This window comes from Prescottella sp. R16, assembly GCF_030656875.1.
Lineage (GTDB): Bacteria > Actinomycetota > Actinomycetes > Mycobacteriales > Mycobacteriaceae > Prescottella.
In genome coordinates this window covers 2,691,807-2,711,076 of sequence record NZ_CP130943.1, presented here as the reverse complement: position 1 = coordinate 2,711,076, position 19,270 = coordinate 2,691,807, and the positions used below count along the sequence as shown (strand labels likewise).

17 protein-coding genes are annotated in these 19,270 nt (G+C 71.0%); 10 read left to right on the top strand and 7 right to left on the bottom strand.

What is annotated here, in order from left to right; all coding sequences use genetic code 11:
* Positions 1-78 precede the first annotated feature (78 nt).
* Both crtI and Q5696_RS12695 read right to left on the bottom strand, forming a co-directional pair.
* A complete protein-coding gene (gene crtI, locus Q5696_RS12700; protein WP_305091707.1) occupies positions 79-1,647 on the bottom strand; it encodes a phytoene desaturase family protein in 1,569 nt (522 codons plus the stop codon).
* Between the two features lie 4 nt (positions 1,648-1,651).
* Positions 1,652-2,794, bottom strand: a complete 1,143-nt coding sequence (locus tag Q5696_RS12695) for a polyprenyl synthetase family protein (RefSeq protein WP_370654781.1) — start codon at positions 2,792-2,794, stop codon at positions 1,652-1,654.
* A 128-nt stretch (positions 2,795-2,922) separates the two neighbouring features.
* Between Q5696_RS12695 and metF the strand changes: the two genes are divergently transcribed.
* Positions 2,923-3,867, top strand: a complete 945-nt coding sequence (metF, locus tag Q5696_RS12690; protein ID WP_305091706.1) for a methylenetetrahydrofolate reductase [NAD(P)H] — start codon at positions 2,923-2,925, stop codon at positions 3,865-3,867.
* 10 nt (positions 3,868-3,877) lie between these two features.
* Here metF and Q5696_RS12685 read toward each other — a convergent pair whose 3' ends face one another.
* Genes Q5696_RS12685 through Q5696_RS12665 form a run of 5 tightly spaced genes read right to left on the bottom strand, consistent with a single transcriptional unit; the run spans position 3,878 to position 8,784 of the window.
* Positions 3,878-5,047 (bottom strand): glycosyltransferase family 2 protein, encoded by a 1,170-nt coding sequence (locus Q5696_RS12685; protein WP_305091705.1) that lies wholly within the window; start codon positions 5,045-5,047, stop codon positions 3,878-3,880.
* A 5-nt stretch (positions 5,048-5,052) separates the two neighbouring features.
* A complete protein-coding gene (locus Q5696_RS12680) occupies positions 5,053-5,790 on the bottom strand; it encodes an LppM family (lipo)protein (RefSeq protein WP_514131069.1) in 738 nt (245 codons plus the stop codon).
* A gap of 38 nt (positions 5,791-5,828) precedes the next feature.
* Complete coding sequence (locus Q5696_RS12675; RefSeq protein WP_305091704.1) at positions 5,829-6,644, bottom strand: carotenoid biosynthesis protein; 816 nt, start codon at positions 6,642-6,644, stop codon at positions 5,829-5,831.
* The gene (locus tag Q5696_RS12670) at positions 6,641-8,245 is read right to left on the bottom strand and encodes a phytoene desaturase family protein (RefSeq protein WP_305091703.1); all 1,605 of its coding nucleotides are present in this window, start codon (positions 8,243-8,245) and stop codon (positions 6,641-6,643) included. The genes Q5696_RS12675 and Q5696_RS12670 overlap by 4 nt, the downstream gene beginning before the upstream one ends.
* Entirely contained in the window at positions 8,242-8,784 is a 543-nt protein-coding gene (locus Q5696_RS12665; RefSeq protein ID WP_305095270.1) for a GNAT family N-acetyltransferase, read from the bottom strand. Before Q5696_RS12665 ends, Q5696_RS12670 begins: the two co-directional genes overlap by 4 nt.
* A 238-nt stretch (positions 8,785-9,022) precedes the next feature.
* Here Q5696_RS12665 and Q5696_RS12660 point away from each other — a divergent pair, with 238 nt between their 5' ends.
* The 9 genes from Q5696_RS12660 (at position 9,023) to mraY (ending at position 19,269) form a co-directional block, all read left to right on the top strand.
* Positions 9,023-9,502 carry an SAV_6107 family HEPN domain-containing protein gene (locus tag Q5696_RS12660; RefSeq protein ID WP_305091702.1) on the top strand — a complete coding sequence of 160 codons (480 nt, stop codon included), beginning with the start codon at positions 9,023-9,025 and terminating at the stop codon, positions 9,500-9,502.
* A 215-nt stretch (positions 9,503-9,717) separates the two neighbouring features.
* On the top strand, positions 9,718-10,146 hold the full coding sequence (locus Q5696_RS12655; RefSeq protein WP_305091701.1) for an SCO2097 family morphological protein: 429 nt from the start codon (positions 9,718-9,720) through the stop codon (positions 10,144-10,146).
* A gap of 508 nt (positions 10,147-10,654) precedes the next feature.
* Complete coding sequence (gene mraZ / locus Q5696_RS12650) at positions 10,655-11,086, top strand: division/cell wall cluster transcriptional repressor MraZ (RefSeq protein WP_305091700.1); 432 nt, start codon at positions 10,655-10,657, stop codon at positions 11,084-11,086.
* A gap of 199 nt (positions 11,087-11,285) precedes the next feature.
* Complete coding sequence (gene rsmH / locus Q5696_RS12645) at positions 11,286-12,302, top strand: 16S rRNA (cytosine(1402)-N(4))-methyltransferase RsmH (protein WP_305091699.1); 1,017 nt, start codon at positions 11,286-11,288, stop codon at positions 12,300-12,302.
* The gene (ftsL, locus tag Q5696_RS12640; protein WP_305091698.1) at positions 12,299-12,943 is read left to right on the top strand and encodes a cell division protein FtsL; all 645 of its coding nucleotides are present in this window, start codon (positions 12,299-12,301) and stop codon (positions 12,941-12,943) included. The genes rsmH and ftsL overlap by 4 nt, the downstream gene beginning before the upstream one ends.
* Complete coding sequence (locus Q5696_RS12635; protein ID WP_305091697.1) at positions 12,940-14,853, top strand: peptidoglycan D,D-transpeptidase FtsI family protein; 1,914 nt, start codon at positions 12,940-12,942, stop codon at positions 14,851-14,853. The genes ftsL and Q5696_RS12635 overlap by 4 nt, the downstream gene beginning before the upstream one ends.
* Positions 14,854-14,993: 140 nt before the next feature.
* Complete coding sequence (locus Q5696_RS12630) at positions 14,994-16,658, top strand: UDP-N-acetylmuramoyl-L-alanyl-D-glutamate--2,6-diaminopimelate ligase (protein ID WP_370654925.1); 1,665 nt, start codon at positions 14,994-14,996, stop codon at positions 16,656-16,658.
* On the top strand, positions 16,655-18,178 hold the full coding sequence (locus Q5696_RS12625; protein ID WP_305091695.1) for a UDP-N-acetylmuramoyl-tripeptide--D-alanyl-D-alanine ligase: 1,524 nt from the start codon (positions 16,655-16,657) through the stop codon (positions 18,176-18,178). Before Q5696_RS12630 ends, Q5696_RS12625 begins: the two co-directional genes overlap by 4 nt.
* Positions 18,175-19,269 (top strand): phospho-N-acetylmuramoyl-pentapeptide-transferase, encoded by a 1,095-nt coding sequence (gene mraY, locus Q5696_RS12620; RefSeq protein WP_305091694.1) that lies wholly within the window; start codon positions 18,175-18,177, stop codon positions 19,267-19,269. The genes Q5696_RS12625 and mraY overlap by 4 nt, the downstream gene beginning before the upstream one ends.
* Position 19,270: the final 1 nt, after the last annotated feature.

Here is a 19,270-nt window from a genome sequence, read left to right as displayed (position 1 = left end):
GGTTCCTCCCCCGGAAGGATCGAACGGCGGTGTCCGACGGTGTCGTGGCGGTCGGACGGCATGGGACGGAGAGTCAGTTTAGTGGGTCGTCGGTGAATCTCCGGCAAAGGCCTGCCCGCAGATGCGTTGCGCGGCCAGTTTCCCGGAGACGAGGACGGTCGGGACACCGACACCGGGGGTGGTTCCCGAGCCGGCGAGCACGATGTTCGTCGTGCGTGACGCCATGTTCCGGCGCCGGAACGGGCCGGTCTGACGGAACACGTGTGCGGGCGCGAACGGGCTGCCGGCGGCCATGCCCTGCCGGGCCCACGTGGCCGGGGTGTCGATGTGATCGACGCGATAGTCGGTGGTGATGCCCGGGTAGCCGCGGGACTCGAGGGTCTGCAGCAGTTCCGTGCGGTACGCGCCGCCCAGTGCGGTCCAGTCCAGGGGGGCGCTGTCGAGGTTGGGGCACGGCGCCAGCACCGACAGCGGTTCGTGGTCGACGCCGTCGCGCACGATCGCCAGGCCCGGATCGGTGACCGCGGGCCGGGTGATCAGCAGCGACGGGTCGCTCATCAGCCGGCCCCGGCCCCGCGGTGCGGTGATCTCGGTGAATGTGCGTTCCCACGCGTCACCGAAGTCGATCGTGTGATGGTGCGGCGCGCCCCACCGGGCCGTGGTCGACCGCGGCACCGTGCCGTGCAGGACCACCGCGGACGGCGAGATCCGTAATCGGCGGGGCCGCCGCGTCGCCAGCAGTCGGTCGACGACCGGCAGGTCCGGGGTCAGCACCAGTGCGTCGCATGCGAAGACACGGCCGTCGGCGGTGTGCACGGCCCGGGCCCGTGCGTCGGCCCGCGCGGAGTCCCGTTCGATCCGGACGACGTCGGCACCGAGATGCAGCCGGCCACCGGCCGTGGTGAAGGCGTCCGCCATCGACGCCGCGATCGTGTGCATACCACCCTCGGGGAACGACACCCCCAGCGACGTGTCCATGTGCGCGATCGCCCCGTAGACGGCGAGCGCCTTCGCCGGCGCCACGCCCGCGTACAGGGCCTGGAACGTGAACACACGGCGCAGCCGGGGATCGCTGATCCGTCGGGCCACCTGGCCGCCGAGCCGGCCGAACCCGCCCGCCGCGACCAGCCGGGCCAGGTCGGCCGCCGATCGGCGGGTGGACAGCAGATCGAGCGGCGAATCGAAGTTCGCGTCGATGAACGTGTCGAACTCGGCGTCGAACACCCGCGCCAGCCAGCGGCGCAACCGGCGATACCGCTGGGCCTCACCGGGACCGCACACCCGCGCGACCTCGGCCGCCATCTTCTCCGGATCGGAGTGCACGTCGATCGTCGAACCGTCCGCGAACCGGGCGTGGTACGCCGGTTCGAGCCGGTGCAGGCGCAGCGGCGGCGTCGTCGACTCGGTGTCCGCGCCGACGGCGGCCAAAGCATCGCGCACCAGCTCCGGCATCGTCAGCACGGTCGCCCCGTTGTCGATCGGATATCCGGCGTCGTCGTACACGCCCACCCGGCCGCCGGGCCGGTCGTCGCGTTCGAGGACCGTCACGTCCCGGCCGGTACCCCGCAGGTACAGGGCCGCGGACAACCCCGCCAACCCGGCGCCGACGACCACGATGTGGTCGGTCGCGCCCCGCACGGTCCGCACGACGTCAGGCGTTCCGCCGGGTGACGGCCACGGCCATCTCCCGCAGCAGGCGCTTGCCGTCGTCGGTGGCGGTGCTGGCGTCCAGGACGGCCAGCGCGTTGTCGGTGAGGTCGGTGATCCGCCGTTCGGCGTCGTCGACGGCACCCAACTCGGTGATGATCGACCGCAGCCGCTCCACCTGCGTCTCCGACAGGTCCGTCCCGATCGCGTCCCGCAGCACCGCGGCCGCGGCCGGGTCGGTGGCGTCGGCCCGCGCGAGTGCGACCGCGAACAGCACCGTCCGCTTCCCGGCCCGCAGATCGTCACCCGACGGCTTGCCGGTCACCTCCGGATCGCCGAACACACCCAGCAGATCGTCACGCAACTGGAACGCGATCCCGATGTCGGTGCCGAATCGCCGGTACGCGTCCACCAGGGCGGCGTCCGCCCCCGCGATCGCCGCACCCAGGTGCAGGGGTCGCTCGATCGTGTACGCGGCCGTCTTGAACCGGTTCACCCGCAGGGCGGCCTCGACCGACTCGTCGGCACTCACCTCACCGGTGATGTCGAGGAACTGGCCGCCGAGCACCTCGGTGCGCATCGCCGACCACACCGGGGACACCCGCGCCGACGCCGTCGGATCGAGCCCGGAGTCGCGGATCATGTCGTCGGCCCACGCGAGTGCGAGATCCCCGAGCAGGATCGCGACACCGTGACCGAACCCGGTGGCGTCACCGTTCCAGCCGTTCGCACGATGCCGGCCGGCGAACTCGACGTGCACGGTCGGGAAACCTCGGCGGGTGGTGGATGCATCGATGATGTCGTCGTGCACCAGCGCGCAGGCCTGCACCAGCTCGAGGGACGAGGCCGCTCGCAGCGCCGCGGCCGCCTGCGGACCGTCGGGATCACCACCGGCCCCGAGCCAGCCCGTCCACGCGAAGACGGGACGGACCCGCTTCCCGCCACGCAACACGAAACTCTCCAACGCTGCGACGGCGTCCGGGTAGCCGCCGCCGACGGAACGAACCGTGTCGGCGCGTGACGCGAAGAACTCCCGCAGCGATGCTTCGACCAGATCGGTGAGCGGCGGGACGGACGGAGCGGGGCGGGGGGACAGGACTGCCTCCAAGGTGATCGCGACATGCAGTGGGACTACATCTGGCCCCACCTTAGACGCCGCCCGGCACCCACCTACCCGGACCATTCGGGCGACACGATGAGGTCGGGTGACGCAGGTCAACCTATGCTGGGTGCGTGACATTCGATGCCGTTCGGGGGCGCAGCAGCGCAGGTTGGGTGACCCAGACCCCTTCGATCGTGGACCGTATTCGTTCTTCGGCGGACTCCGGGAGCAACCGGATCCCGTTCTCGGTCGAGTTCTCGCCGCCGCGTGACGAGGCGGCCGAGGCTCGATTGTGGCGTGCGGTGCGCGCGTTCGAGCGGATGAATCCGGCGTTCGTGTCGATGACGTACGGCGCGGGCGGCTCGACGCGGGACCGAACGGTGCGGGTGACCGGGGAGATCGCCGATCAGACGACGCTGCTGCCGGTCGCGCACCTCACGGCGGTCGGACACAGCATCGACGAGCTGCGGGCGATGTGCGGGGCGTACGCGGATCGCGGCATCAGCAACATCCTGGTGCTGCGCGGTGATCCGCCGGGCGATCCGCTCGGCGACTGGGTCAAACATCCCGACGGCGTCGAGTACGCGGAGGAACTGGTCCGGCTGGTCCGGGCGATGGGCGACTTCCACGTCGGTGTCGCGTCGTTCCCCGAGGGGCACTACCGGGCCCCGGATCTCGAGCACGACACGAAGTACCTGGTGCAGAAACTGCGGGCCGGTGCCGAGTACTCGATCACCCAGATGTTCTTCGACGTCGACGACTACCTGCGGCTGCGGGACCGGGTCGTCGCGTTCGACGCCGAGCAGGGGGCGAAGCCGATCATCCCGGAGATCATGCCGATCACGTCGCTGAGGTCGGCGCGGCGCAGCCTGGAGCTGTCGGGATCACGGTTGCCGGTGGCGCTCGAGGAACGTCTCGTGCGGGCCGCGGGCGACGGCCCGGAGGAGAACCGGGCAGCCGTGCGCGAGGTCGGTATCGAGGTGGCGACGGAGATGGCGGAGCGGCTGATTTCCGAGGGCGCACCGTGCCTGCACTTCATCACCCTCAACTTCGCGCGGGCGACGAGCGAGGTCCTCGCCAACCTGGGACTGTCGACGCCCGCGGCGGCCACCGCCTGAGCGGAGACCGTCAGCCGACTCCTCGACCCTTCCACCGCAGCCGGCCACGCCGCCGGCCGACGTGCGACGCAGCGGTCAGATACAGATACCCGGCCACCGACAGCGGGTGGGCCGCGGCGTCCACGACGTCCCCGAGCCCGGGCCGCCGCCCGGTTTCGACGGCCCGCGCCGCCGCGCGGGACGCCACGGCCGCACCGTACCCGGCCAGCGCCCACCGGCGGATCCGTCCGCGTCCCACCACGACGGCCACCGGCGGCAACAGGTATCCGAGCGCGACGACCGCGGACACCGCGGCCGACCCGGCAGGCGAGCCGTACGCGGACCACAACCAGCGGGTGTAGCCGTCGCGCACCGCGCCGGCCCCGGTGTACATACGGCACGACGCCACCGCACCGGCCGCGGCCACCACGGTGCGTTCGCCCCGCCGCCGCAGTGCCCGCGCGATCGCGAGATCCTCGGTGACCGCGCCCGCGACCGTGGCGTGCCCGCCCGCCCGGGTGTAGGCGGCGGCGTCGAACACCAGGAACTGGCCGCACGCGACTGCCATCGACGGGCGGCGGCTGCGGTGCGCGACCGCGACCGGCAGGCTCGCGAACCACGACCAGCACAGCAGCGGCTGGACCAGCCGTTCCGCGGCCGTGACCGCAACCTGCCGAGGCCACGCCGACAGCAGTGCGGCGTTCCGCCGCCGCAACTCGGCCACCGCGGCCGCGACCGCATCCGGGTGGGTCCGGACATCAGCGTCGAGGAAGACCAGCACCCCTGGCCGGCCCGGATCCGCCTGCCGGGCAGCATGATCCGCGCCACGCGCGCACGCGGCGGTCTTGCCGAGCCATCCCGGTGTCGGCGGCCCCGTCGTACGGATCAGGGTGAAACGGTCGTCTCCGTCGATCGCGCGGGCCACGATCGCCGCGGTGTCGTCGGCCGAATCGTCGTCGACGATCAGGATCCGCAGTGCCGTCGGACCACGTTGGGCCCGCAGGTCCGCGACGAGCGCGGCGATCCGGTCGGCCTCGTCACGGGCCGGGACGATCACCGTCACCGGCTCGGTGACCGTGTCGCCGCGCGGCCGCAGCCGGGGCAGCGCGACGACGTTGGCCACGGCGACGACGACCCCGGCGAGTGCCAGGGCGGCACCGGCGCGCACCGCAACACCGAACGGGTGGGGCACGGCGGTCACGCGGGTCAGTGCCGGACGGTCTCGGAGGTCGCGTCGTCGGTAGCCTCCGTCTCCGCCTGCGCGGGACGCGGTGCGGGATTGCGTCCACGCCATGCCATCACCCCGACGATCACCGCGACCGCGACGGCCACACCCCCGGCCATGCCCGCCCAGCCGGCGAAGCTGCGGGTCCGCGGGTCCGGGTAGCGGACCTCGGCGTGCAGGGTGCTGACGTCGCCGGCGGGCAGCGTCCAGGTGACCGTCGAATCGCCGTTGCGGACACCGTTCGTGGTGGTGATGCGGGTGGGGAACGCGATCGTGAACTGCACGTCGGTGCCCTGCGCGGGAATGTCCTCGAGGTCGACCCGGCCGTCGAGGGTCACCTGGTCACCGGCCCGTCGCAACGCCAATTGCAGTACGCCACCGGTCTGCCCGTACATCGAACCGAGGTCGTTGACGTCCCCGAACGTGAGATCACTGAAGAACGCCTGCGTACCGACATAGCCGTCCTTGCGGTACTCCTCCACCCGGATCCGCGGCGCGAGCGAGTCCGGCGGGGTGAGCTGCGGACCCTTGTCGTTCTCGTCCTTGGGAACCGTGGCGGCGACGATCTGCCCGGACACCTTGTCGTCGGTGGACACACCCATCGTCACCTGCACCCGCAGACAGCCTGCGAGCAGCGGCATCAGCAGAATCGCGAGAATCGCGACCGCGGCCGCGCGGACGGAACGGGGACGGGAGGACGGGGCAGGCGTCGACGACAGCACATCGGCATCCTGCCAGGCGCAGCCCGCCGCCGGTGTCAGGTGTCGACGTTCCGGCGTGCCAGCCGCACCAGCAGCGGCACCCCGACGGCCCCCATCGCGAGCAACCCGTAGACCGCCGAATACCGCAACTCGGGCGCGTCCAGGAACACGGCGTGCGCGAGCGCGGACCCGAGCCACGTCCACGACAGCAGCGCGAACGGGACCGCGTCCCGAGCGGGCGACGGCGGCGACGAGCCCGGTCGTGTATCGAGCCGGGCATCGAGTCGATCCACGACGACGGCCATGACGGCCGCGACGAGCAGCCAGCCGGCGTAGTTGGTCAGCGGAATGTGCGCGATACCGGGCAGTCCGGCGTCGACGACACACCAGCGCCACTGGCCGTCCGCGACCATCTGCGGATCGAGGTACAGATCCCAGCCGACGACGCCGATCGTCGTCAGTACGATCCGGGCCACCCGCGTCCGGGTGACCAGCGACGCCGCACACCACACCGGGTAGAAGCCGGCCGTCCACGCCAACGGCACCACCGCCGGGACGTCCGCGATCGCCCAGCCGAGCCGGTCCGTCGCATACGCGTAGCAGCCGTACGGGTAGCCGGTCGCCGTCCCGACGATCTCCGAGACCAGCCCGATCCCGGCCGTCGCCGCTACCAGGCCCACCGCCCACCGGCCGCCCCGGACCGCGACGGCGTGCACGATCGACGCCGCCGCCAGCAGTGCGACGACCACGACCGTCACGACATCTCGGGCACGTCCGTCGACGAGGGGATAGACGATCTGCGCCGCGACGGCGGCCGCCGCGAGCACCGCGGACACCCGCACGAGCGGGGACCGGGTGACGGTGCTCGTCACCGCAGCCGGCCGCGCAGCAGACGCCGCACCCGGCCGCCGCGCGCGTCGGCGAGCGCGATCCGGGCCGCGCTGCGCCCACTGGCCCCGGACACGCCGCCACCGGGATGCGTGGACGCCCCGGTCAGATACAGCCCCGACGCGTGCGGGACGCGCTGCCCCGACAGCTCCGGGATCGGCCGCCACATGAACATCTGGTCCAGCGACATCTCCACGTGCATCACGTTGCCGCCGAGCAGCCCCATTTCGCGTTCGATGTCCGCGGGCGTCTGCACGTGCCGGTGCCGGATGCTGCCGGCGAAACCGGGGGCCAGGGCGTCGACGCCCGCGATCACCCGGTCGGCCTCCCGCTCGCCGATGTCGGCCCAGCTCCGGCCGCCGGACAGTGCGTACGGCTGCCACTGCGACCACAACGTCACCTGATGCTCCCCGGCCGGGGAGATGGTCGGATCGATACTGCTGAAGCTCATGGCCAGCACCGCCGGATCCGGGGGCAGCTCACCGGCCAGCGCAGCGCCGTGCGCGGTCCGCAGCTGCGCCCGATCGGTGACGAGCAGTTGCAGCCCCGACGTGGACGACACAGTGGTCTCGCCGTCGGGCACGCTCGGGTACGACGGCAACGCGTCCGTCCCGAGCCGCAGCACCAGCCCGATTCCGGGGCCGACGCGGATCCGCCGCCGCCAGCCTGCGAGTGTCTCCCGGTCGTAGCCGCCTCGTTCGAGCAGGTCGAGTGTCGTGAGCACGTGACAGCCCGCGATCACTGTGCGGGCCCGCACCCGGCGGCCCGACGCGGTGACGACGGTCCAGGCGTCGGTGTCGCGACGCAACTCGGTGACCCCGTCACCGAGTGTGACGGTGCCGCCGTCCGATTCCAGACGCGACGCCAGCGCCGCCGTGAGCGCCCCGCTGCCGCCGACCGCGCGGCCCGGGGGCAGCGTGTGCATCAGCGCCGCGAACCCCACCATCGGCGCGGTGCCCGGCTCCGACATCGGGGGACCGGACTGGGCACCGAACCAGGCGAGCGCCGCCTTGAGCGGTTCGCTGTCGAAGTACTCGTCGAGCAGTGCGTCACCCGTCGTCATGAACTCGCGGGAGAGCGCGCCGGCCCCGTCGGACGTGTCCAGGCCCCAGAACGAGCGCAGCAGGTGCCCGCCGGTCGGCGGGGCCGCGAACGCGCGCATGACCCGGGCACTGCGCGGCCCCCACGTGCCGACGAACCGCCGGTAGGCGTCCGCGTCGGCGACGCCGCACGCAGCCTCGATCGACGCACACGTCCGGTCGAGGCTGCGGTGGAACACGATGCCCGGACGATCCGACCCCGCCGGCGCGGGCGCGAACGCCCACGGATCGCAGTCGATGTAGCGCAGCCCGTGGGCGGCGAGGCCGAGTTCCTCGACGATCCCGGAGTGCCGGATCATGATGTGCGCCGACGAGCCTCGGTCGATCCGGTGCCCGGGGAACCTCTCGACGGTCGACACCGCACCACCGAGCACCGTGTCCCGTTCGAGGACCTCGACGGACCAGCCGTCACGGGCGAGGTAGCACGCGGACACGAGTGCGTTGTGCCCCGATCCGACGACGACGGCGTCGAGAGTCGCGGTCACAGCGGCAACCCTCGGCCCAGAACCGCGAACGGACGCCGGTCGCCCGCGAACGTGAAGTGCCGGACGACGTCGCGGAATCCGGTGCGCCGGTACAGCCGCCACGCACGGTTGTCCTCGCGATCGACCTCGGGGGTCGACAGCAGGACGCCCCGCTCCGGGCGGTCGGCGAGGAGTCGGCGGAGCAGTTGTTCGCCGAGTCGGTGGCCCTGCGCGTCCGGGTGGACGTGCAGTTCGGTCAGCTCGAAATAGTTCCCCAGGACGAAGTCGACCTGCTCGCCGCTCCAACCGGTCGCGCGCATTCCGTGGCGGACCTGCTGCTGCCACCACTGGTCGGGGCCGCCGCGGTAGCCGTAGGCGATCGCGACGAGCTCCGCGGGCCGGTCGGGGTGGTGGGGGTCGGTGCGGACGGCACCGACGGCACGCCAGCCGGGCCGAGCGATGTGCTCGGACCACATGGGTGCGCGGTGGTATTCGGTGCCTTTCGGATACCCCATGGCGGCGACGTAGATCGCGAGTGCCTCGGGCAACCGGGAACGCATGTCGGCCGCGGGCAGATCCACGATTCTCGGTTCGGTGCCGTCCGAGCGGTCCTCGGAGTCCGTCTGTGGGCTCACTCTTGATCTCTCCCTTGACGACGTGTCGGTGGGGCCAGCTATATTGAATATGTCGAACAGGTGTTCGATGATGGTGATCCGGTGATGTGTCGGTGGTTCTGTGGGGAAGCGATGCATCACCGGATCACCGGGAACTCGGCAGCCGTGGGAGGTGCTCTGAGTCATGGCACGGGTGGTGTCGAGTCCGGTGGTGCCGGCAGGTGGGTGCGCGGCGGCCGTGCGTTCGCCGATGTCGGCGCCGTACCGGGCGACGGTGTTGCTGCGGCGCGCGGACGGCTTGCTGTCGGAGGCTGCCGGTGCGTCGCGGGCCGACGAACGGTTCCGGTGCGCGTATCTGGCCGCGTTGAAGGGGGCCGCCGCGGTACTGGCGGCCTGTGACGGTGCGGCCCGGGCGGCGACCGGGCGACGTCCGCGTTCGCGCAGTGCCTGGGTGCTCATGGCGCGCGCGGCACCGGAGTTCGCGGACTGGGCCGACTACTTCGCGGAGCACTCCGCGCTCCGGGCCGCGATTGAATCGGGGGTGACCCGCTCGGTCGAGAGCTCCGCAGCGGATCGGTTCTACGCGGACGTCGGACGGTTCCTCATCGCGGTGGACGATCTGCTCACCGGGGTGGTGCGGGGCGGGGGCGGTGTCGGCGCGTAGCGAACACCGAGTGTCCGGTACGCCGCATTTCGGCAGGTCACGGGCTTGTCGTCGGTGGCAACCCCCGGATACCACCGATTCGTCGGGAACTTGTCGGCGGAGTAGGTGGTACGCCGCGGGCGCACCTCGTATTATCGAGTTCAGGTAACCGTCAGCCGTTACCCGCCTCACCGCACCGCGGCGAGGTGTCAACTCTTAGTGCCGGGGGAGGTACCGTGCCACTCTCCGAGCACGAGCAGCGCATGCTCGACCAGATCGAGAGCGCGCTCTACGCCGAGGACCCCAAGTTCGCGTCCACTGTGCGGGGCGGGCGTATGCGCGCCCCGTCCGGGAAGCGTCGATTGCAGGCGGTGGCCCTCTTCGTTCTGGGCCTCGTTCTCCTTGTCGCGGGCGTGGCTCTCAATGTGCGGTTGGGCGAGTTTCCGATCATCAGTCTGATCGGATTCGTCGTGATGTTCGGTGCCGGAATTCTCTTCCTTCTCGGTGGAGGCAAGGGAAGTTCGGCGACGGTTCCCGAAGGGAACGACACGTCACGGGGGGCGGGGGGAGCGAATCCCCGCAAGTCCCATGGTGGCAAGAAGTCCACGGGCGGATTCTCGTCCCGTATGGAGGATCGTTTCCGGAGGAGATTCGAGCAGGAGTAAGTAACCGAACTCGTTCGAACGCGGCGGCGCGACCACAACGGTCGCGCCGCCGCGTTCGTGTGTGCCGGGGCGGTCGGTGCGGCCGCCCGTCGTTCCTCGTTTCCGCCGGCCGTCGACCCACCCCACCTGGGGTTTGCTCGTTCCCCACCGCTCCCCACCGGCTGGTCTGTGCCCGGTCTGTGCCCGGTCTGTGCCGGGTTCGAGGTGGTCTCGACGGGCGTGTCGCAGCCGATTCGTGCCGAATGTGGCATGGGGGCGGTTCCTCGGTTTCGGGTGTCTGCTGTCACGCGCCGATTCGTCCCCCACTCCGTGCCCCCGCTGTGAGCTGCAATTATCGGCCGTTGCTTGTCAAATCGCCCGGTGGTTCGGATTGAAAGTGGTGGAAAGTGGGGTAAAGTGGCGGACGGCGGATCGTGGAGGCGACCCGCCAGAAATGTGAACGGCACGACGGAAAATTTCGGAAGTGCTGCGCGCATGGTCGTCACAGGGCCCCGGCGGGAGGTGTCGAGTGTTTCTCGGGACCTACACGCCCAAGCTCGACGACAAAGGGCGGCTCACGCTGCCCGCGAAGTTCCGGGATGCGCTGGCGGGAGGGTTGATGGTCACGAAGGGGCAGGACCACAGCCTCGCGGTGTACCCCCGTGAGGAGTTCACCGCACTCGCACGTCGTGCGGCTGCGGCCTCGCGGAGCAATCCCCAGGCGCGGGCGTTCGTGCGTGGGCTCGCCTCCGGAACCGACGAGCAGCACCCCGACGGCCAGGGCCGGATCACGTTGTCTGCGGACCACCGCCGTTATGCGGGGTTGTCCAAGGACTGTGTGGTGATCGGTTCGGTCGACTTCCTCGAGATATGGGACGCCCAGGCCTGGGCGGACTACCTCGCGGAGCACGAAGAAAGCTATTCGCAAGCCAGAGACGAGGCACTCGAGGGGATCTTCTAGCCCCCGGCTGCCGGCGAGTGCCGCGAGGCCTCTGCCCGAGTGTGACCCTGACGCACTTCCCCAGCGCCAGGATCACCACCGGGAACCTGACACTCTTCCCCAGTGCCAGGCTCCTCGATCGGACAGGGACCCCGAGGCATTCGCCACCTCCGAACAACCAGTACCGCGCGCGAGCGCACGAGCACGAACCGGAGGACACATGGTCGACGGCGAGGACGACACCCGGTCGGTCCCCGACGAGTTCGGTCATGTGCCGGTCCTGCTGCATCGGGCGGACGAACTGCTCGGTCCCGCGATCACGGCCGACGACCCGTCCGGTGCCGGCGCGGTGATGATCGACGCCACACTCGGTCTGGGCGGTCATTCGGAGCACTTCCTGCGCACCTATCCCGGTCTGCACCTGATCGGGCTGGACCGTGATCCTGCGGCGCTGCGGATCGCGTCGGACCGGTTGGCGCCGTACGCGGATCGCACCACGTTCGTGCACACCCGCTACGACGGGATCGTCGAGGCACTCGACCAGGCCGGACTCGCACCCGTCGGCACGGTCACCGCGATCCTGTTCGACCTCGGGGTGTCGTCGATGCAGCTCGACGAGGCCGACCGCGGTTTCGCGTACTCGGTCGACGCGCCGCTCGACATGCGGATGAACCCGACCGCCGGGCTCACCGCCGCCGAGATCCTCAACACCTACAGCCACGGCGAACTCGCGCGCATCCTCAGCACCTACGGTGAGGAACGGTTCGCGGGCCGGATCGCGTCGGAGATCGTGCGCCGCCGTGAGAAGCAGCCGTTCACCACCAGTGCGGCGCTCGTGGAACTGCTCTACGACGCCATCCCGGCGGCCACCCGGCGTACCGGCGGGCACCCCGCCAAGCGCACCTTCCAGGCGCTGCGCGTCGAGGTCAACGGCGAGCTGGACTCGCTGCGGGCCGCCGTCCCGGCGGCACTCGACTCCCTCCATGTCGGGGGCCGTGTCGTGTTCATGTCCTATCAGTCGCTCGAGGACCGGGTCGTCAAGCAGGAACTGACGCCCCTCTCGAAGTCCAAGACCCCCGAGGGTCTGCCCGTGGAACTTCCCGGTATGGGGCCGGAGTTCCGCATCCTCACCCGTGGTGCGGAACGCGCGTCCGAGCAGGAGATCGAGGACAACCCGAGAGCTGCACCCGTGCGTTTGCGGGCGGCGCAGCGAATCGCGAGGAGGACGACGACATGACTGTCCAAGCGGCTCCCACCGTGCGGGTCCGGCGGTCCACGGCGGCGCAACGTGCCTACGACCGGCGTCGGCAGCGTGCCTCGGGCCCGGAGCAGCGTCCCGCGGCGTCCGCCCGGCCGGTGCCCTCGCAGGAATCGTCGGCGCGGCGTATCTCGGCGCGGGTTCCGTTCGTGGCCACCATCATTGCGCTGCTGTGCCTGGGGCTGGCGACGACGCTGCTGCTGACGACGCGTGCCGCGGAGGATTCGTACGAACTCGCGGACGCTCGTGCGCACAACCAGAGCCTGCGTGAGCAGACGGCAGCCGTCCAGCGTGAGGTCGCCGCCGGGAACTCGGCGCCGGTACTCGCGTCGAAGGCGGCGGAGCTGGGGTTGATCCCGGCGAAGGATCCGGCGCGTCTGGTATTGGGCACCGACGGTGCCGTTGCTGTCGTCGGCACCCCGAAACCTGCCGAGGGCACTCCCGTCCCGCCGCTGGACCGGGCACCCGCACCGCGGACCACCGCGCCCGCGCCGCCGCAGCAGAACACCCCGGCCGCGCCGCTGCCCGGACAGAGCGTCGAGGGCCGCCTCGAAGCCCGCGGTGAACAGCCCACACCCGTCACGGTCGTCAACCAGCCCCCGGCAGGTACGCGGCAGTGACGTCCCCCGGCGGACGTCGCCCGGCACCCCGCCGTCGTCCGGCGCCGCAACCGCAGCGCCGGGCCCGGCCGGGAAAACCGCGTCGGCCCGCGCGGCGGCGCAGCGATGCGTTCGCGTTCCGGCTCAAGTACGGGCGCGCCGTCATGCTCATCGCGCTCGGTGTCGTCGCCGTGCAGTTGCTGTGGGTGCAGGGCATCGACGCGCCGCGGCTGTCCGCGGAGGCCGCGAACCAACGCACCACCGTCGTCACGCTGCCTGCGACGCGGGGTTCTGTCGTCGACCGGAACGGCAACAAGCTCGCCTACACGCTCGACGCGAAGGCGCTCACGTTCCAGCCGGTGCGGGAACGCAAGAACATCGACGAGCTGCACGCCAAGGACGACACGCAGCCGGACTCGCAGACCCGGGTGAAGGAGATCGCCGCCGGTATCCACGACCGGCTCGGTGACGCCGCGCCCGAATCGGGCCTTCTCGACAAGCTGCGCAGTAACGAGACGTTCGTGTACCTGGCTCGAAGTGTCGATCCGGCGGTCGCCGCGGACATCGCCGAGGAGTTCCCGGAGGTCGGTCTCGAACGGCAGGACATCCGCGAGTATCCGGGTGGGTCGCTGGCCGCGAACATCGTCGGTGCGACGGGCTGGGACGGTCACGGTCTGCTCGGCCTCGAGGATTCGATGGACGGCGTCCTCGCCGGTGAGGACGGTTCCGAGACCCACGACCGGGGCTCCGACGGTGCCGTCATCCCGGGAAGTCGCCGGGATCAGCGTCCGGCCGTCGACGGGCAGACCGTCGAGCTGACGATCGACTCGGATCTGCAGTACTACGTGCAGCAGCAGGTGCAGCAGGCCAAGGATCTGTCGGGGGCGAAGAACGCGTCCGTCGTCGTGTTGGACGCGAAGAAGTCCGAGGTGCTGGCGATGGCCAACGACGGCACCTTCAACCCGGCGATCGGGGTCGGCAACAACCCGCCCGACGCGCGGATGGGCAACCTGTCGGTCACCAGTCCGTTCGAGCCCGGCTCGGTCAACAAGATCATCACGGCGGCGGCCGCGGTCGAATACGGTCTCACCACTCCCGACGAGGTGCTGCAGGTGCCCGGCTCGATCCAGATGGCGGGCGTGTCCGTCAAGGACGCGTGGGCGCACGGCGTGGTGCCGTACACCACCACCGGTGTGTTCGGGAAGTCGTCGAACGTCGGCACCCTGATGCTCGCGGAGCGGGTCGGTGAGGAGCGGTTCGCGGACATGCTGCACCGGTTCGGGATGGGGCAGGCCACCGGTGTCGGTCTGCCCGGCGAGAGCGCCGGCAGTGTCCCGGCCCTCGAGGACTGGTCGGGTGGCACGTTCGCGAACCTGCCGATCGGGCAGGGCCTGTCGATGACGCTGCTGCAGATGACCGGGATCTATCAGGCGATGGCCAACGACGGTGAGCGGATCCCGCCGCGCATCGTCAAGGCCACCGTCGCACCGGACGGCACCCGCACCGAGACGGAGCGGCCCGATCCGGTCCACGTGGTGAGCAAGGAGACGGCCCGCACGGTCCGGGACATGTTCCGGTCGGTGACCCAGGCGGACCCGATGGGGTACCAGCAGGGCACCGGGACGCAGGCCGCGGTCGAGGGCTACCAGATCAGCGGGAAGACGGGCACCGCGCAGCAGGTCGATCCGGCGTGCGGCTGCTACTCGAACTCCAACTACTGGATCACGTTCGCCGGTATCGCCCCGTCCGACGATCCCCGCTACGTCATCGGCATCATGCTCGACGCCCCGGTGCGCGGTGTGGACGGTGGTGGCGGGCAGTCGGCGGCGCCGCTGTTCCACAACATCGCGTCGTGGCTGCTGCAACGCGACAGTGTGCCGATGTCACCGGATCCGGGTCGACGGCTGATACTCCAAGCCGACGTCGACTGACCAGCGCGGGAAGTGACGCCGGACACCCCGCTGCGCGCGTCCGACGTGGTGACTCGTGTCGCAGGCGTTGCCGCCGGTAATCTGACACGTCGATCTGTAAGTGCCCGACCCGAGAGTTTCCGCCGAACCGAAAGGACCCGCTGCCCGTGCTTCCGAGTCCGCAGCCTGCCACGCCGGACAGGGCGCCGAGCGGCGGTCTGCGCCCGGCGAATCCGCCTTCGACGGATCTCGCGGTCCTCGCCGAGACGATCGGGGCCCGGCTCGACGAGGTGGGCCCCGATTCGCCGGCGCCGAGGTCGGTGACCGGTATCGAACTGCGGGCGCAGTCCGTCCGCCCCGGCGACCTGTTCGCGGCGCTGCCGGGCGCGCACACGCACGGTGCCCGGTTCGCGGTCGACGCGGTCGCTGCGGGCGCAGTCGCGGTCCTCACCGACGACGCCGGGCTCGCCGTGATCCGGGAGCAGGCGGGGGCTCTCGCGAATCCGCTTCCGGTGCTGGTACATCCGGATCCGCGCGGGGTGCTCGGTGCGACGTCGGCCACCGTGTACGGGCATCCGTCGCAGCGGATGCAGGTCGTCGGGATCACCGGCACGTCCGGGAAGACGACGACGTCGTATCTGATCGAGGCGGGTCTGGCGGCGGCCGGCCGCAGCATCGGTCTGGTCGGCACGATCGAGACGCGTGTCGCCGGGGACCGGGTGCCGAGCGCGCTCACCACGCCGGAGGCACCGCAACTGCACGCCCTGTTCGCAGCGATGCTCGAGCGCGGCATCGACACCGTCGTGATGGAGGTGTCGAGTCACGCCCTGTCGCTGGGCCGCGTGGACGGGGTGCGGTTCGCGCTCGGGGCGTTCACGAACCTGTCGCAGGACCACCTGGATTTCCACAAGGACTTCGACGACTACTTCGCGGCGAAGGCCCGGCTGTTCGCGGCCGACTCGACGGTACGCGCGGAGCGTGCGGTGATCTGCGTCGACGACGAGTGGGGGCGGCGGATGGCGGACGTCGCCCGTTCGGCGTATCCGGCGGATCCCGGCTCCGTCGTCACGGTCGGTACCGGGACTCCGGTCGCGGACTGGCGTGCGGGCGGAAGCGTGTCGGCTCTCTCGGGCACGCAGACGTTCCCACTCACCGGCCCCGACGGTGTCACCCGCGAGGTGTCGGTGCGCCTGCCCGGCCACTACAACGTGGCGAACGCGTCCCTCGCGGTCGCGGTGTGCGCTGCGGCCGGTGCGGACGTCGACGCGGCCCTGACCGGGATCGCCGGTGTCGACGTACCGGGCCGCGTGCAGCGCGTCGAACGGGGGCAGGACTTCCTGGCCGTCGTCGACTACGCGCACAAACCGGCCGCACTCGAGGCCGTGATCGCGACCCTGCGCGGCCAGGTGGCCGACAGTTGCGGCCGGATCGCGGTCGTCGTCGGGGCCGGCGGGGACCGGGACACCGGCAAGCGTGCCCTCATGGGGGAGGCCGGCGCCCGGGGTGCCGACCTGCTGGTGGTCACCGACGACAATCCGCGCACCGAGGATCCGGCGACGATCCGGGCCGCCGTCACCGCGGGAGCGTTGGCCGTCCCGGCCGCCGAACGCGGTGAGGTGCGGGAGATCGGGGACCGGGCGGACGCGATCGCCGCCGCTGCCGGCTGGGCGCGACCCGGTGACGTCGTGCTGGTCGCCGGCAAGGGGCACGAGACCGGCCAGGAGATCCACGGGGTGAAGTACCCATTCGACGACCGCGAGGTTCTGGGAGAGGCGATCGATCGGATCGTCTCCGGAGACGGCCCCGCACACGGAGGAAACGCATGATCCCGATGACGCTCGCCCAGATCGCTCAGGCGGTCGGCGGGACGCTTCACGATGTCGACGACCCGTCGGCCACCGTCACGGGAACGGTGGAGTTCGATTCCCGCACGGTGACTCCGGGCGGACTGTTCCTGGCGCTGCCGGGTGCCCACACCGACGGGCACGACCACGCGGCCGGTGCGGTCGCGTCGGGTGCGGCCGCGGTGCTCGCGGCGCGGCCCGTCGGGGTGCCGGCGATCGTCGTCGAACCGCTGGGTGCGTCGGGCAGTGGTGCACTGGCCCTCGAGCACGACCGGGACGGCTCGGGTGCCGCGGTGCTCGAGGCGCTCGCGCGGCTGGCCCGGGCGAGTGTCGACCGGCTCACCGCGGAGTCGGGGCTCACGGTGGTCGGTGTGACGGGGTCGTCGGGCAAGACGTCGACGAAGGACCTGTTGGCCGCGGTGCTGGCGCCGCTCGGTGCCGTCGTCGCACCCCCCGGATCGTTCAACAACGAGCTCGGGCATCCGTGGACGGCGCTGCGCGCGGACGGCGACACCCGTTTCCTGGTACTGGAGATGTCCGCGCGCGGACGCGGGCACATCGCGGCTCTCGCGAAGTCGGCGCCGCCGAGGATCGGTGTCGTGCTCAACGTCGGTACCGCGCACCTCGGCGAGTTCGGTTCCCGGGAGGCCATCGCGGAGACGAAGGGTGAGCTGCCGGCGTCGCTGCCGTCGGCCGCCGACGGCGGTGTCGCGATCCTCAACGCGGACGATCCGCTGGTCGCGGCGATGGCGTCGCGCACCAAGGCCCGCGTCGTGCTGGTCGGGCTCTCCAGCAACGCCGACGTCCGGGCCACCGACGTGCACCTCGACGAGCAGGCCCGTGCGAGCTTCACGCTCGAATGCGCGGCCGGTGCCGTCCCGGTCACGCTCGCCGTGCACGGCGAGCACCACGTGGGCAACGCGCTCGCCGCGGCGGCCGTCGCCCTCGAATGCGGTGCGAGCCTCGACCAGATCGCGGCCGCGCTGGGCGGCGCGCGGGCGGTGTCCGGCCGGCGCATGGACGTGCGGGACCGGGCCGACGGTGTCACCGTCGTCAACGATTCGTACAACGCCAACCCGGATTCGATGCGGGCCGCGATCAAGGCGCTGGTGACGATGGCCCGGTCCGCCGCCGGGGCGCCGCGCCGGACGTGGGCGGTGCTCGGGGAGATGGCCGAACTCGGGGACGATGCGGTGGTCGAGCACGATGCGATCGGTAGGTTCGCGGTCCGCCTCGACGTGACCAAGATGGTCATCGTCGGTCCGGGACGTCCGGTCCGGGCGATGTACCAGGGCGCGATCATGGAAGGGTCGTGGGGTGACGAGGCGGTGCACGTGCCCGACACGGCCGCCGCGATCGCCTTCCTCGAACAGGAACTGCGGGCGGGAGATCTGGTGTTGGTGAAGGCGTCGCAGTCCGTCGGTCTGTGGGAGGTCGCGGATGCGGTCCTCGCGGCACCGGTCGCCGATTCGGTGTCGACGGGTGAGGGGGCCGTGCAGTGAGGCAGATCCTGTTCGCCGCGGGCATCGCGCTCGCGGTCTCCATCCTGCTCACCCCGGTCCTCATCAAGATCTTCTCCCGGCAGGGGTTCGGTCAGGAGATCCGCGTCGAGGGCCCGGCGAGTCACCAGGCCAAGCGGGGCACCCCCACGATGGGCGGTGTCGCGATCCTCGCCGGCATCTGGGCCGGCTACTTCGGCTCGCACCTCATCGGCATCGGCTACGACGCGGAGGGGCCGTCGGCGTCGGGTCTGCTGGTGCTCGGTCTGACGACCGCGCTCGGTGGTGTCGGCTTCCTCGACGACTTCATCAAGATCCGCAAGCAGCGCAACCTGGGTCTGAACAAGACCGCGAAGCTCGTCGGCCAGTTGGTGGCCGCGGTCGTGTTCGCGATCCTGGCGTTGCAGTTCCGCGGCGGGAACGGCCTGACCCCGGGCAGCGTGCACCTGTCGTACGTGCGGGACATCGCGACCGTGTCCATGGGCTCGGTCGTGTTCGTCTTCTTCGTGTATCTGCTGGTCAGTGCGTGGTCGAACGCCGTGAACCTCACCGACGGTCTCGACGGCCTGGCCGCCGGTTCGATGAGCCTGGTCCTCGGCGCGTACGTGATCATCACGTTCTGGCAGTACCGCAACGCGTGCAGCACCGGCCCGGGCAGCATCGGACCGGCCAAGGGTTGCTACGACGTGCGTGATCCGCTGGATCTGGCGCTGCTGTGCGCGGCCGGCGCCGCGGCGTGCATCGGCTTCCTGTGGTGGAACGCCGCCCCCGCGAAGATCTTCATGGGCGACACCGGGTCGCTCGCGCTCGGCGGCATGCTCGCCGGTCTGTCCATCACGACCCGCACCGAACTGCTGATGGTCGTCATCGGTGCGCTGTTCGTCGCGGAGGCCGCGTCGGTGGTCATCCAGGTGGCGGTGTTCCGCTCCAGCCGCCGGCGGGTGTTCCGGATGGCGCCGTTCCACCACCACTTCGAGCTCGGTGGCTGGCAGGAGACCCAGGTGATCATCCGGTTCTGGCTGCTGGCGGCGATCGCGTCGGCCATCGGCCTGGCCCTGTTCTACAGCGAGTACCTCGCGGCGATCGGGGACTGAC